Below are 15,503 nucleotides of genomic sequence, written 5' to 3'. Positions count from 1 at the left end.
AACTCCTGCGTTTTCTAAAATACTTGCACGAAGTTTCAAATACGCAAGAGGAAAATCAAAAAATATTCAATATAATCAATGGTTTGTACTTTCAGTACAAACTTCGATGTATCAGCAGTGGTGCATCGGGAGTGCCGATCTTGCTAGACTTGCCAGCAGGTTTTTTCGGTTGAGACAAGGTGTTGGTAAATCGGAAAAGGATCAGAAATTCCCAGTTTCCCACTTATCCCAGTTTATAATCGTGGGTAGTAACCGATTGGGCCAATCAGAGATAAAGTTTCTATCCATGGGTAGTAAAATGGGTAGTGCTGGTCGAATATCGATGCAAAAATAATGTAAACATCTGTTTTTAAAGGATTTTAATTTATTATTCTTTGAGCAGGTGCAGAATATCGAATGATGGGGTTTATTTTTCCAGTTGCAGTGCAGTGATCAACTCCGCATCCGGATACCCTAAAATCGTCATCTGTCCATCATTGCCGATGACGATTTCAGCTTCATTGCAGTTGGTTGGGCCAATCTTTTCCCGACTACCAATGGGATGAATGACCCTTTGATTTCCAGAGCCTTTCCATTGATGACTAGTGTCACGAAGGCCCTGAATGTAACGGCCAAGCACCAGTATATCGGCCGTCTGATTCAGCCATGTCCAATGACCAGCTTGTCTGAGCTCTTCTTCCTCGTAGCCACTGTAAAGAAATATCGTCAATGCCGTATCCGCCCTCAGCGAATCCAACAGCCACTTTAAATTGGCCCATTGCTCCAATGGTTCACCGCCAAGGACTGTAATTCCACGAATATCCTGTGCTGAAGCAATAGCTTTTAGCAGTTCCTCACGTTGGATTAACCGCCGCTCCCTGAACGACCACATTTCCTTGTTCCAACAGCCATCGCAAGCCAGAGAACATCCCTGCAACCAGATGACAAAGCGTTTGCCAGGGCCATAGATATGACTCTCCGGTTCGATGTGGGCAATATTGAAATATTTTCCGTAGTCTTTGGCCAAGGTGACTACACCATCCTGGTAAGAACAAGTTGAATCTGGCCTTTGCTGTTTGTGGTTTCCTTAACCGAATAGCCCTGGGATTTAGCTTTGGCAATGGCTTGCTGACGCGTGGCTTCAACACGGGCTTTACGCTCTTCTTCAAGGCGGATGCGTTCCTGTTCGGCCAGTTTTTCCAGGTGCTTTGCATAAGTCGATTCGTAAGCAGACCCTACCTCTTCAAGAAAGCGACCAACCTTTGAGTAATGCTTTCCAGTCAGCATGCTACTAACCCGGCCATTCATTTCACTGGAATCGTGACGCAAAATCCAGTGATCCCCATTCTGGCGAAAATGTTGTGGGCCGTAGAAGTCCGACCGATTGGTGAGAATATCGCCAACGACCAAGCCTCCACGATGACTAACGGTTTGCAGGTTCGATGGGGTGATTTTCACTGGCTCAGCCCCAACAACCAGCAATGCCTCAATCAGCACTTCTTCAATTACGAAAGGCGTAACGGTTTTGATTACAGCACTCATCAGGATTTCCCCTTGAGTGACTGCACTCGATTAGTCTGCTGGGTTTGCTGCTGATGATATTCATCGGTCTTTTTTACATTGCTGACGACACCTTCCAGATTCAACAGCTCATCCAGAGCCTCCAGACAGCTTTCGCCTTTGAAACCACTGGTCTTAGCGGTAATGGCGCCATCGTCGTCAATGGTCAGGGTAATCTTCTGTTCAGGCATTGGCTGACTCCTTTTCGCATACGATTGTTGCGCTCAAACGTTCAGCATCCCGTTTGGCCTGATCAATCTGATCCTCATCGAATATCACCAGATAACGGTTCTGCTGATGGTGACGCAGCTTCGTTCCCTCTGCAGGCAGCTCTTCTGCTGGCCATTGGAATTGGTTCTCAACAGCTTCATTGCCTTTCAAACCGAGCTGTTTGGCAAAGGCATCGGATTTTTGTTTCGGCTGATACACAAACGATGAGCCGTGCTCATTCAGTGCTGTTTCTGCTTGTTTCTGTTCAGATCTGCTGTTATCCAGTGCTTTTTGCGCCTCCTGAATATCACGCTCGATTTTCTTCAGACCTTGTTCATGATCAGCCAGGCAACGTTCAAAATCGTTGTAATGTTTTTTCCAGACCTTTTCCTTAATGGCTGTTTTCCAGTTGTTGGCCGGGCTCACATCCATGGATTGCAGTGCTTCTCGTTTGGCTTTTATACAACCCTGTCGAGCCTGTTGTGTTAATTCTTCACGTCTGGATTTAGCTTGTTGAATAGCTTGCTGTCGAGCCTGCTTTTCTGGCTCATCAGCGTCTTTTGGTGCCGCCAGAGGAATCTCGGGCAAAGCTTCTGCAAGAAACTGTTCAGGCTTGATGTCGTTGATTTCAGTGTCATTCAACTGCTGATCTGTCAGCTTTTCGGCAGCCGAGATCCAGCCAGTTCTGAAACTTTGCTCAACCTTCGTAGCGGCCTCGGTCTTATTCTTTTCCAGTTGCTCAAGCACAGACAACTTCTGTTTCAACAGCCCGTTCGCCTTCGACTGATCCGCTATCAATGCGTCACGTCGTTGCTCCCAATGCTGATTCTGTTGCGCCTCATCCAGCTTCTGCTCGGTGTCGGCACCACGCTTGCGAATCTTATCCTGCAAGGACTCCAATTGCTGGCGATGCTGCTCTCGCTCTGCCGGTGTAGCCTTGGTGACTGACCAGGTTTTGAGGGTATCGATTTCCAGATTCAGGGATTTTACCGACTGTCCCTGCCCAAGTAAGAACCCCTTGATAAAGCCTTTTAGTTTGTCAGCGATACCAGCTTGCTGCTGGTCGATTTTGGACTGGGCATTAGTGAGCACTTCAAGGCGTTGCTGCCAATCTTGTTCTGAATTTTTCCAGGCCTGATATAAGGCATCCGACTTTGCAGACTCAGGGCAGTAAGGCGGGTGTACAACCACATCATAATTAATCAAGTGGGCCAGCTGGCTGCGTTGCCAGGCCGTCACCCCGGATGCCAGCTGTTCGGCATCATCATTCAGGAAGCTGTCGATATTCTGGCTGCTGACATCCTCAAGTTCGATTTCACGAACGTCCTCAACCACATATTCCAGACCCGGTTGGTCGGCGAAACGGAGTCGTTGTTGATAATCGCATTCGCCTATCGCTGTTTCCGATTGATACTGCCAGGCGGCCTCTTCAAAGGCCTCGTCGTAGGCCTGCTCAAGTTTCTGGCTTTGCTGTGCAGATAGCTTTAAGCACCAGTTGGCAGCAGCAAAATCCGTTTTATCCGGAAGCAACCAGTTGCCATTTCTCGACAACAACAGCGAGGGAATCCGGTTATCAGTAAGCGCTACGCCAGCACGAGCCTGTCCTGCCACTTCGCTTGACCGCACGCCCAGCAGCAAACGCCAGCCATCACCAAAAGCATTAAACCCGGAATGAGTGGCGCCTTGTAATTGGTTCAGGGTATCGCTCAGGCAATCGTTCAAGGTGCCGCATAACTGATGGGAGTGGTTGGTAACGACCGTGCCATCCGGATGTTGCACGCTGGATTGCTGCTGGTTCTGCTGCAGGTATTCCTCATTGCTCTGCTCCCAGAACAGTTTGCAGAAGCTTCGGAAAATGCCATCGATCTGCTGCGGCTCCAGCTGGATTCCCCAGGCAGCTTGATCTGCAGATAACAGAGGCTGACCCGACATCAACAACAGCCCTTGTGCCTGCGTGGTGGTGTGATCCACCAGTACCAAAGCACCTTGCTGGCTCACGCCGGTACGAATCAGACAACGACCAGACAGGGTATCAATTGCCGCCTTGTTGGCGTTTTTGTCGCCCAGCAGCAGATAAATACGAATACCTTGCTCGGCCTGTTCTTTAATGGCTTGAATCAGTGAGTCTTCTCTTAGTTGCTCACAGGCAATCAGCAAGGTCAGACGCGACATGGAGACAACATTTGTCAGAAAGTCAGTATCAGGCTGAGGTAGGTCTCTGCTGAAGTCTGCATCAGACGCCTGTTTGCTGAATAAAGGCGGTAAATACTCATTCTGGTAATCAATTCGAAATTGCTCCTGGCGAGGTACGATCCGTGTCATCAGAAAACCTCCGCTTCGGTGTTTTTGATCTGGTTTTGCAAGTACTGAGGTAGCTCTGTCACCTCTTTAGGCGTGAAAGTGGGTGAGCCATCAACAATGAATTGCCCACCATTCTCACGAATAAAATCCAGTCCACTGGTGCACTCCCAGCACCAGATGTGCTGAGAACCTATCAGAATCCAGTAGCGACCGTGGTTATCATTTTGCTTTTGCAGGATTTCCCGCGACCAGTTGTCTGGCAGTTCGGCTTCTTTTCCATGCTGCTTATCCAGCGTCAACAGCAAGCCTTCAGCATCGGCAAGGCAAGAAGCCACATGGTTCAGGTTGCGGCTCTGACGTGGGGTATGAACGTAACGATCTGAATAGATGATGTGTTCAATGTATTCGCCGCCCGTCAGCTGTTCCAGCAACGCACCAAGATCAAGTGGGTCACCATTTACCAGACTGATCGGCATGCGCAGCTTTCGGCTTCTGGTCGGGGTAAGGTCTGCCATCGCCGCAATATGCCAATAGGCCTGTGGATGGCTTTCACGAGATAGCTCAGACAACAGAGAGTGTTGTTCTTTAAGTGGTAACTCGAAGTCATTCAAGGCGATATGATCCAGCCATTCCGACTGTTGTTTACGCGCCTCTGTCGATGACTGGTATTTTCGGCTGTAGAAGTCTTCCAGCCAGAAGTGCTGCCATTTCTCTGCGTCAGCCTGGCCAGCGGGCTGAACAGGAATGTGACGGGCCAGAACAGAATGAAATTCACCCATAGCTGTTGTCAGCCCCGAGCGATTAAAACTGTCGATCTGGAATTTCTGCACCGCTGATGGATAACGCTGAATCTGTTCCAATTGAGTCTCCACACGCCGCTCTTCGGGCAGCCAATGACCGTCGAGTTCTTCGGCTATAGAGACCATTACATCGTTCAGGCGATAACCAAAATCATCAATGGAGAGGTCCAGGGTTTCTGGACGTGAACTGGCTTTGTTCTGGCCACCCTGAGTTTGAAAGTTCAGCATATCCAGCTGGCCTTGCAGGCTAAGCTGCGATGCTGAAAAACCCAGTGTCCATTCAAGCTGAATCTCTGCTGATTTCTCGGGTGAGCAAATCACTTCGGGTTCGAGCGATGCCAGCTGCAGGGTGATATTCTTCAATTCAGACTTGTTACGATCGGCGAAGGACCCTTCAAAGACGTTTAGCTGAAACGGTTGCTTTACCTGGAATTCAGACCGGGCTGCATCTGGCCCTTTTTTCCAGCTTTGCATATTGGGGTCAAAGAACGCCGTATCCAGCTGCATCATGACTGGGCGAGTTCCCAATAGCGGATCATTATCCGTGTACCAGATATGGTAAAGACCGCGCTCTTTGGCTTCGAACAAGCCGCTATCGATGACTTGCTGACCCTTATCTGTAATGCCTGATTCATCCCACAGTGCTTCCCGCTTGAGATATGCGGTCAGTCGAGGCGGCATATCAGCAGGCTTGTTTTGCACGCCCTTTAGCAAGGAGACCAAATCGGGTCTCTCCCGCAAAAACATGACCTTGGCAATCACGGGATAACGTTTCAGCTGAACGGTTCTGGCCAGTGTTAAGGCCAGTGAGCCTGTTTTGTTATCATTTTCTTTGACTAGTGTGGAATGCTTGCAAGCTTCATCTACCGGCCCCTGTGTTTCGAAGCTCCCTTTCAAATCTGAAAAGGACTTCATCTGGCGTTTTTGACGATTACTCATGATCGAGACTTCCCTTTCTTGACTGCATTGTGGTGCGACTGATTTGCAATTTTCGATGGTATTGACTCGCATGATTTCGCGAGCGCTTTTAGTTCGAGAGTATTCGAAGCTTTTTTCGACCGATCCTTGACCTTATCTTCGCCACTGAAATAGCCGTAATGACCCAAAATCACCAATTGATAGCGGGCACGGGTAATGGAAACGTTAAGACGGTTGGGCGAATCCATAAAACCATCACGATGGGTATTCACCATCGACAGGAACACCACATCCGCTTCCTGGCCCTGGAAGTAATCCACCGTCGCCAGTTTGATCGATATGCCTTTGTAATTAAACCGTGCGTAACGGTTGGCATTACCCGGCAATTTTTGAAGAGCTTCCCTCAGGGCTTTTTCCTGACCTTGGTAGAAGGTCAAAATCGCAACATCAAAGGCTTCGCCTTTTTTGTTTTTTCTTTTTCCTTCCGCCCAATCACAAAACGCTTTCAGCTCGGCGATCAGAGCCTGTGTTTCTTGCTTGTTATTATTGCCCGGCAAAGTTGTTCCCCGCACATCCAACCAGATATTACGAGACTTATACCTTGTGTATTGCCATGCCCGGTCAGAAGCCGTTTTACCGCCATCCGCCAGAACACCCTCGGGGTAAAACTGCTGCCGAGGGAATTTGGATATATCCGGGTGCATACGGTGCTGATAATTCAAAGTGGTATGACGCAGGGACTTTTCTCGGGCATTAAACCCCTGATTCAAGGTCGTTGGATCATCACTCTTACGTTTAACCAGACCATCACCCGACAACGCCTCCAGAATGGATGGGAAAGCGATGTTTTTAAGAATATGAATACGGCCATCTGCCGATACCGATTTGGGAAACAGGCGGTTCAGGGTGTCCTCCAGATAGCCGGTTTTTTGTTTCTGGTTGGCCGATAACCGCAGCCAGTATTCACGCTCCAGACGCCAGCACACCTCTTCCGACCACTTAGTGCTGTCAATACGGTCGAGCAATTCCTTATGAACCTGCATGGTATCCGTGTAATCAGTGGTTTTAACTTTGAACGACTTACAGCCAGTTCCCGAAAATCGATGCTGCGCTGCTTGGGAAGTGAGGCACCAATCGGGATGCAGTATCAACATATCGTCAGGAATCCATCGAGCAATCTCGCCCAGACAACCTTCTTCGACGAAACATAGATTGTGACGATACAGTTGATCCGGCTTCTGCTGAATTTGTTTAACCCCAACCTGATGGTGATCAGCATTGCGTCCCTCGTTTACCATCACGACCAACAGGTTATCGAGGCCCTTGGCAAGTTTTGGCAGCGAAGTGCGTGCTCTAATTTCTTTAACCAATGCGTTTGCAACATCACAGGTAACAGGCACCAACATTGGCTGTGAATAGGGCCTTTGATGATCACCTCTAAGCTCTTCCAGCAGGAAACAAGCTTGTTGGATGGAGGGAGGTAAATTCTGAGCAGCTGTTTTGTTTGCGCCTTTTCCCCTTGGCGGAACCAGCATCAGATTATCGAGGTTGGCTACGATCTGCTCACGATCAGTAAACGGTGATAACTGACGCACGTCGCCTACCAATACCCAGCGTTTGGCGAAGCGGGCGGGCACCAGGAATTCCTGAAAGGTGGTTTTACTGCACTCGTCGATGATCATCACATCAAACGGCGGTTCGCCTTTATCAACATCGATTTCCGGATAACGTTTTTTATCAAACAATCCCAATATTCCATTGGTTGTTCCGCAAACCAGGTTCGATGAGTCAAGGATAATCTGGTGACTGATCGTATAATCATTTTCCTCTTCAAGGTAGTTTGCACTCAGAGTCTCAAATACATAGTCTTCCACGCCATCTGCTTTACGATTGTCGGTGTCATTTCTAGGAACAATTCTTAGTGGAAATATGTGCTCGGATAACTTGTCACTTTCTTTTACTCTTTCCAGCACATTATTGATCGCGGCATGAGTGGATGCAGACAACAAAACGCGCTTGCCCTGCAATACCAGCTGCATGATCAGTTCAAGAATGGTGGTGGTTTTACCTGTGCCTGGCGGGCCATCCAGAATGGTGAAATCTTCGTTCGCCAGAGCCTTGGTGACAAACTCGCGTTGACGATCACAGCCATCGAAGTTCGGGTCTGTCAGTACTGTCCAGCCGGACTCAGGGATTTGAACGGGGGTTACGTCTGGCCAGCGTGTTTGCTCACGTTTTTGCAGCATATGAATCAGAGGCCAGTGGCCTGCTGAAGGGCGATTCATCAGTTGGTTGATGGCTTCTTTCTGGCGTTTGAGCTGGTTTGTATCTACGCGAACTGTAAGTTCGTTATTTCCACCTTGCGGATTTGGGTAAAGACTTCCACCTTTTTTGTTTTTTTCTCCCAATAAAATCTGGCGTTCATCTTTTCGTCGATCGATTACAGAGAATTCTTTGTAGTTAGAACTCCTGATAGAGACCTTTTCCTCAAAGAAATAATCCAGAGCAGACTTGCCTGTATCTTCACCACCTTCTTTTTCGATCAGCTGAATCCATTTTTCTTCGACTTTGGCAGACTCCACGGTCCAGAGCAGTTCAGGGAAAGCCGTGCATCTAAGATCGCCAGAATCCTCTAGCTTTTCATCACCACGACTTTCCAGTATCAGAACCTGACTACTGCCTTTTGTGCCGTCCTTTTTGCCGGTACTTTCAGGTTTCAACTCCCAATGATCACTTTGCAAGGATTGCCCCAGGCTTTGAAAGTGACCGCAACTCAGCCCAGCCAGTTGCTTACTGGTAACATCTTCAAGTTTATGTCCCTCGACCTGCGGCCGGGACTCTGAAAACAGCAGACAGCCATTACCTTCAGGTTTGGCTTGCCATTGCTTAAGCCGGGATTCGTCCAGTCCTTTGATCAGGGTGAAAGGCGTGTCTTGCCCGTCAACGGACAGTTTACTGCTGGCTTTCACATGGCCTTGCAGCATCAGGCGAGCGTCAGTCTGCTTTGTCACCTTACATGGCTGGCCGTCGATATAAACCGACTCCAGCTGATCAAGCTGAACAGCCAAGGGGCGCAGTTTCAGCTGATAACCGCTCCATGAGACTGGGTCATCATCTAATTCAAGATCAGGTAAGTACAGCTGGTAATCTGAGGCGTCATATCCACTGTCGGGTATCGCCGTCTCTCGCCGTCCTTTGCCTTTGCCCTGTTGAATTGGATCTTTTTCATCAGGGTCAAAATCGGCACCAGGTAACTCACTATCGACGGAGATAATCTCGAACCACCCTTCCTTGCCGCCCTTGATCTCAATTTCACTCACCGGCAACAATTGCCAGATCCGTTTGTCTGGCTTGAGCTGATAACGCTTGGTAGCAACAGGCTTCCATTCACAGCTGACTTCCTTGTTCTCCAGAGCCTTGATGCTGTTGTTCAGGTAATGCATAAACGGCATCAGAACATTGTTGGTCTGATTGTCCAGTGTCGCAGCCTTGAAGCCCTGTTGTTCAAGAGCAGTAAAAAACGGGTTTTCCATAACAAGCAGTCCTGATTATTTTCTGACGAACGGGTTTTCGCCTTCCTGTTTGAGCCGCGGCTTTTTACTGCTGAATGGGTCCAGAGCTTCTGGCTCTGCCGAGCTGGCGGCCACAGCGCGCCCCTTGGTCCAGGCGCGAGTGTCATTAATCATTTCGGCCATGGTTAAAGAGAGCGGAGAAGTGACCTTAATGGCCTTAAGAATATCGTCCTTGTTTAATTGATGCCCTTCGTCAAAAGCCAGAAACATGGCTTCCTTGACGGCTTCTTCCAGTTCAGCCCCGGTGAAGCCCTTGCTGGCGATCGCCAGTTCATCCAGTTCTGCAGATGAAAAATCATCCAACCGGTTTCGACGTTTCAGGTGAATCGAAATAATGTCTTTCCGGTCCTGCTGTACCGGCAGATCTACAAAGAAAATTTCGTCAACCCGGCCTTTCCGCAGTAACTCAGGCGGCAATTGCGCAATATGGTTAGCAGTTGCTACTACAAACACCGGCTTTTCTTTTTCCTGCATCCAGGTCAGAAAAGTCCCCAGCACCCGGGATGTCGTGCCGCCATCGGTTGCACCAGAACTTTGCATACCCGACAGGCCTTTTTCAATTTCATCAACCCAAAGAATACTGGGCGCCAGCGCCTCAGCCGTTTGCAAGGCTGAGCGGATGTTCGCCTCGGACTGACCGACAATGCCGCCATAGATTTTGCCCATATCCAGACGCAACAAAGGCAGTTGCCAGGCATTCGCCACGGCTTTTGCTGCAAGGCTTTTACCCGTGCCCGGTAAACCCAGTAGTAACACACCTCTTGGAGTTTCCAGACCAAATTCACGAGCATGTTCGGTAAACGACTGACGACGTCGATCCAGCCAGGATTTGAGGTTATCCAGGCCGCCGATATCGTCGAGCGTGGCTTTTGGATGAAAGTATTCAAGATGTCCGCTTTTACGAATCACCTGCTCTTTTTCTTTGACGATAAAGGGGATTTCAGATTCGGTGAGGCGCTTGAACTGGCATGCGGCTTTTGAGAAAGCCAGCTGAGCCTCACTGGTTGACAGGCCAAGCGCAGACTCGATCAGAGCAGATGACTCCTGATAATCCCTGTCATCCAGATTATAACGATCGCATGCCTGCCGCATCAGGGTTTTCAGGTCATCAGTATCGGGCAATGGCATTTCAATAACCTGCACTTCTTTCTCCAATTCTGGAGGCAGCAAAGGCGCAGGTTGGGAGAGCACAACCGTGACGTTATTGATTTCCCGGCTGGCAACAGCTATTGCAAATGCACGCAAGCGGCTGATCAGGGTGTGCTCGTTAAGGAAATGATGGAAGTCTTCCAGCAGCAGAATGAATTCAGGCTCTTCATCTTCTGAAGCGAAATCACGCAGCCAATCCAGTACTTCCTGAGGCTGTTCTCCCTCATCCTCCGGTTCCCGGGAATTGTCATCAAAATCGTATTTCCTCAAGCCCTGGGGCATATTCCAGACATAGAGATCTCTGTTCAGATCTGAAGCTGCCTGAATACAGCAGGCCCGAATACGCAAAGTTTCGTGACTGATTATCTGAACAACAGGCGCCGACGCCTGAATATTTATCTTCAGTTGACTATCAAAATCCTTTAGCAATCGGGACTCCTTGTTCAAAAATCATCCAAAATAAAATTAGATATGCATCTGAGAAACACTACCGACAAAGAAGTCAGCAATGAACGTCAATTTAACACTTTGTCTGCTTTTGATTAAGAAATAAAGATTTAAAAGAAGATTTTCTCAAATCACCCTGGCAATCCTTTTAAAATGTTTCACGAGGGGAAACAATCAAAGAGGGACATTTTTTTTGGCCCCTTACGAAAAGCTGCCCATACAAGATTGAAATCCCGGCACCAGCATAAAACTGGCACCGGATATTTTATGCGCAGTAAATAAGCTTACTGCGGTTGCGGTTCGCCTTCGCTTTCAGAAAGATCTTCCAGCTGACCGGATGTCGCCTGATCCGTCAGTTTCGCCTGTTCCGGACTATCCGATTTACTGATGCTGTTAACCTGATAAATGCGTTCGGCATTGGCCAGATCTTTTTCATTATTAATGGAGGCAATGGATTCGCGCTCACGCAGGAAGTCGCGCATCTCACCAATAATGGTATCCAGTTCCTGATCATTGGCATCCATCGACATAATGAGTCGTGGCATTTCCAGGTTTTTCATACCTGAGGTGGCATAGGTAGACGTCAGGATACGGGAAGTCAGAATCCATGGTGTCATAGAGGTACGCACCACCACGTTTTCGGAACGGGTAGAATCGTTGTAAGCCATACCGGTGGAGATTTTGCTTTCAGTATAGGTACCTTCCATTTTTACCGACATCAGCAGGCTGTCGAACTGGATTTCTGACCAGAACATATGCGCCAGATTACTCAGCATACGGGCAGTAAACGCCACGGTCAGCAGCGTAAACAGCAGCGTCAGAATCGTGCTCAGTTCCTGACCACCGGCGGTAAAAAATGCCATAACGTTTTCAGAACTGCGTGAATGCTGCAGCCCCAGAAACAGGCCTTTAATATCGTGATAAACGGTAAAGCCTTTGTTGAAAAGCACATACAGCAGTGCGGCGCTGCCTACGGTCAGCAACTGACCACCAATGGTGCTGAACAGGCGGACCTTTTTAAACAGACCGCTGAGGCTCATTGGCTGATACGCTGGCTGAGTTTCAATCAGCAGCTGGCCATTGAAGGTACCTTTACCCTGCCCCTGCTCTTCCAGACGCGGTTCAAAGTCGCGGTACACACGGTTAGGCACTTCTTTATAACGGCGGTTAGCCAGAACGATGTTTTCGGTGTTAATAAAAATTTCGTTCGGATGCACAGACTCCTGCATATTTTCACGGAATTCGCTGACACTGGTGGAGGTCACCGCCATTTTCAGACGCTCGCGCACCAGGAAGAAAGTTGGAATCACAACAATCAGCGCAGCGATCAGTAACAGACCCAGATTCAGCCAGGCACTGAACGTCAACAGACTGTTAATCACGCTGTTCGCCTGCTCCATATAGTGCGGGTTAGTATTCGCGGCCACCCAGGAATAGCCATAACCCAGCAGCACAGGCACAACCAGAGCAAAGACAAACAGGCGGCTGATACCGGCAACGCCTTTTTTATGCAGATCCTGACTGCGCTCAGACACCATGTTTTTCGCTGCTGTGCGCCAGATAAAGACCAGATACACCAGCAACAGCAGAGACATCACCGGAATAATAAAATCACCGCTGTCACCAGCCAGACCGGTCGCCGTCACAAAATAAGACAGACCAAATGCCACCAGAGCCACCAGCGTAGAAGCAACCACACCGGCTAATTCCTGCACAAAGTTACGTACCGGGTAAGGCGCCAGAACCAGCTTGGGAATCAGTGAGTGTACCAGACGGGACATCCAGCCCAGAGGTTCTGAGAAGGTAGTGTTCTTACGCCCCATCATCATGGATTCGAGACGTTCAGAGTTATACGCCAGGCTGCCGCTGGTGCGTTCAATTTCAGCATTTTCACGCTCACTGGCATTACGGTTAAAGGCCAGTGAGGAAGGTACCGAACGACCGACATAAAAGCGGAACAGCTGCATCGCACCAACGGCAATAAGACGCAGTCCCCAGGTCATCAGGAACAGGCCGATAACCACCTGTCCCCACGCACGCGCCGGGTTCTCTTTTAACGTTGCTGAAATACTGATCAGAGGTAACACCGACAGCGCGGTGATGAGGATGCCTGCCAGCAGGCGGATTTTACCCTCAGTCTTGAATGGATTGGGGATACCAAGAGACTGACTGCCATAATCGAAAGCCATCGAGCTTATTTCCTTAGCTAAAAAGTTTTATAGGGAATACTGCAAGCCATCCATAGTGGATACAGACCAGACTTCTGATATTAGACTAAATAAGCCAGTCCGGTTAACCGAATTTTTATTCGGCTCTTGATATACCGCAGCAGGAATATCCTTTTGTCATCTTTGAAGCCGAGAACTTTGTGCGTGAATATCGCACCAATAACGTAATATTACTTATGCGGTATATTTCCGTTCGCCAGTCTCCCTGACTGCAGCCATCATTATTTTTAGCCCCAGAGGTTATTGTGCTGAATGTCCCACATCGCCTGTTAAACAAGCGCCCGTTAAACCGGAGCCCGTTAAACCAGAGCCCGCTGAATTGCTGTTTATTTTTCCGCTCCTTACCCGGCGTTCTGTCCGCATTAATCGCTGTTCTGTCACTGTTGCTGAGCGGCTGTGCCACACCACCGGATTCTGCATCATTTAAACCATCAGGCGAACAATTACCGGATTACGATCAGCCGACCTTTGCCGGATATCAAACAGTGACGCGCCAGTGGGTAAAAACACACCGGGCATTTATTACTGCCAATCACGAACGTGAAACCGATCTGAATTCGCCGTTTGAAATGCAGCCGGCCGCAGACTCAGTACAGGGTAAACGCCGCGGCATACTGCTGGTGCACGGGCTCGGTGACAGCCCAGGTTATATGCGTGACATCGCGAAGATCATGGCGGCAGACGGCTGGTTAGTGCGCAGTATTCTGTTACCCGGCCACGGCACCCGACCGGCGGATACCTTACTTGCCCACTACGACGACTGGACCGGCGTTGTCGCTCACCAGGCGGAATTACTTTCCGAAGACGTTGATGAAGTCTGGCTGGGAGGGTTTTCCACCGGTGGAAATCTGGTCACCAGCTATGCCATAGAACACAAAGAAGTCGCCGGGCTGCTGTTATTTTCGCCCGGCTTTTATCCCATCAGTCAGTCACTGCTGGCGCTCAGTCCGGTGGTTTCGTATTTGTGGAATTGGGTCGATGTCGATGCGGAAGACAATATTCTGCGCTACGAATCCCTGACCACCAACGCCTCGGCGCTATACTATCAATCGGTCAAAGATGTGCAGGCGCTGCTGGAAGAAAAAGGATTTGATCGCCCGGCACTGATCACCATCAGTCAGGATGACAGTGTGCTGCAACCGGATAAAACACTGCAGGCATTCAGTCAGCATTTTACCAACCCGTCTTCACGTCTGGTGTGGTACGGCGACGAAGATATTTCCGCCACGGCCGACCAGCGAGTGTCCCGGCTGCCGAGTTACTTACCGCAGCAGCGCATCAGTAACTTCTCGCACATGAGTGTCGTCTTCTCACCAGCCAACCCCTATGTCGGCGAAGATGGCAGCTACATCATGCTGAATAATGGTCAGCAGGACGCGGTGCCGCCGCAACAGCGCAAAGATTTCTGGTTCTCCGCCTGGGGATTCCGCGAAGACGGTAAGTATCATGCCCGCCTGACCTGGAACCCGTATTTTACTGAGTTAGAACACAGTATCAGTGAAGTCACAGAGTCGCATAGCGGATCGCATTTAGTCGCGCAGTGAATTCTTACAGCGGGCCAATGATCCGTTATACTTAGCGGTTACATCGGATTCATTTTCTCCACTCAGCCGGAACCAGCCTCATGATCGGTACTCTTTTTATTTTTTCAGCGCCCTCCGGGGCAGGCAAAACCAGTCTGGTAAAAGGGCTGTTAGAAAGTACCGGCTATATCGGTGTATCGGTATCCCATACCACCCGCGCCCCGCGCCCGGGCGAAGTAAACGGTAAAGATTACCACTTCACCGCAGTCGAAGATTTCCGCGAGATGGTTGGCCGTGGAGCCTTTCTCGAACACGCTCAGGTGTTCGATAATTTTTATGGCACATCACAGGAATGGGTTGAATCTGAGCTGGCCGAGGGCCGTGACGTGATCCTGGAAATCGACTGGCAGGGCGCTGAACAGGTGCGCCGCCTGATGCCGGATACCGTCAGTGTATTTATCGCCCCGCCATCCATCGCCGCCCTGCGCGAACGCCTGCAGAAACGCGGACAGGACGACGAGCAGACCATTGAGCGCCGCATGCGTGACGCCCGTAATGAGATGAGCCACTACGGCGAATACGACTACCTCATCATCAACGATAACTTTGAGAATACGGTAGAAGAGCTGCGCGCCATTGTAATCGCCCGCCGCCACCGTCTGGAAGCTCAGCAGGAGCGTCACAAAGCGACCCTGCAGGATCTGTTACAACAGGACTCCTGAGCGAAAAAGCGGTGATTATTATCACCGCTTTTTTATTGGGCTCTTATTACTTCCGTTCACACACTAACCACTCAGCCCTCGACAGCTAAACCAC

11 protein-coding genes are annotated in these 15,503 nt (G+C 49.5%); 3 read left to right on the top strand and 8 right to left on the bottom strand.

Going from position 1 to position 15,503, the window contains the following annotated elements; all coding sequences use genetic code 11:
• A partial coding sequence (locus B2Z72_RS03040) for a hypothetical protein (RefSeq protein ID WP_297004122.1) occupies positions 1 to 334 on the top strand: 334 nt, incomplete at its 5' end.
• A 72-nt stretch (positions 335 to 406) separates the two neighbouring features.
• Here the strand turns inward: B2Z72_RS03040 and B2Z72_RS03035 are convergent.
• From B2Z72_RS03035 to B2Z72_RS03000, 8 genes are all read right to left on the bottom strand, one after another.
• Positions 407 to 1,006, bottom strand: a complete 600-nt coding sequence (locus B2Z72_RS03035; protein ID WP_296983682.1) for a 4Fe-4S single cluster domain-containing protein — start codon at positions 1,004 to 1,006, stop codon at positions 407 to 409.
• A 5-nt stretch (positions 1,007 to 1,011) separates the two neighbouring features.
• Complete coding sequence (locus B2Z72_RS03030; RefSeq protein WP_296983684.1) at positions 1,012 to 1,521, bottom strand: hypothetical protein; 510 nt, start codon at positions 1,519 to 1,521, stop codon at positions 1,012 to 1,014.
• Complete coding sequence (locus tag B2Z72_RS03025; protein ID WP_296983685.1) at positions 1,521 to 1,730, bottom strand: DUF2997 domain-containing protein; 210 nt, start codon at positions 1,728 to 1,730, stop codon at positions 1,521 to 1,523. Before B2Z72_RS03025 ends, B2Z72_RS03030 begins: the two co-directional genes overlap by 1 nt.
• On the bottom strand, positions 1,723 to 4,071 hold the full coding sequence (locus B2Z72_RS03020; protein WP_296983687.1) for a hypothetical protein: 2,349 nt from the start codon (positions 4,069 to 4,071) through the stop codon (positions 1,723 to 1,725). Before B2Z72_RS03020 ends, B2Z72_RS03025 begins: the two co-directional genes overlap by 8 nt.
• Positions 4,071 to 5,789 carry a hypothetical protein gene (locus tag B2Z72_RS03015; RefSeq protein ID WP_296983688.1) on the bottom strand — a complete coding sequence of 573 codons (1,719 nt, stop codon included), beginning with the start codon at positions 5,787 to 5,789 and terminating at the stop codon, positions 4,071 to 4,073. The genes B2Z72_RS03020 and B2Z72_RS03015 overlap by 1 nt, the downstream gene beginning before the upstream one ends.
• Positions 5,786 to 9,301 carry an AAA domain-containing protein gene (locus B2Z72_RS03010; RefSeq protein ID WP_296983689.1) on the bottom strand — a complete coding sequence of 1,172 codons (3,516 nt, stop codon included), beginning with the start codon at positions 9,299 to 9,301 and terminating at the stop codon, positions 5,786 to 5,788. Before B2Z72_RS03010 ends, B2Z72_RS03015 begins: the two co-directional genes overlap by 4 nt.
• Positions 9,302 to 9,316: 15 nt before the next feature.
• Complete coding sequence (locus tag B2Z72_RS03005) at positions 9,317 to 10,936, bottom strand: AAA family ATPase (protein ID WP_296983690.1); 1,620 nt, start codon at positions 10,934 to 10,936, stop codon at positions 9,317 to 9,319.
• A 284-nt stretch (positions 10,937 to 11,220) separates the two neighbouring features.
• On the bottom strand, positions 11,221 to 13,125 hold the full coding sequence (locus tag B2Z72_RS03000) for a hypothetical protein (RefSeq protein ID WP_296983691.1): 1,905 nt from the start codon (positions 13,123 to 13,125) through the stop codon (positions 11,221 to 11,223).
• Between the two features lie 284 nt (positions 13,126 to 13,409).
• Between B2Z72_RS03000 and B2Z72_RS02995 the strand changes: the two genes are divergently transcribed.
• Together B2Z72_RS02995 and gmk are read left to right on the top strand one after the other, a co-directional pair.
• Positions 13,410 to 14,708, top strand: coding sequence for an alpha/beta hydrolase (locus tag B2Z72_RS02995; protein ID WP_296983692.1), 1,299 nt, complete (start codon positions 13,410 to 13,412; stop codon positions 14,706 to 14,708).
• 80 nt (positions 14,709 to 14,788) lie between these two features.
• Positions 14,789 to 15,409 carry a guanylate kinase gene (gmk, locus tag B2Z72_RS02990; protein WP_296983693.1) on the top strand — a complete coding sequence of 207 codons (621 nt, stop codon included), beginning with the start codon at positions 14,789 to 14,791 and terminating at the stop codon, positions 15,407 to 15,409.
• Positions 15,410 to 15,503: the final 94 nt, after the last annotated feature.

Source organism: Thalassolituus sp. UBA6592 (assembly GCF_002433655.1).
Classification (GTDB): Bacteria; Pseudomonadota; Gammaproteobacteria; order Pseudomonadales; family Oceanobacteraceae; genus Venatoribacter.
Note: the sequence above shows the minus strand (reverse complement) of the source record. Positions and strands in the feature narration are given on the sequence as shown.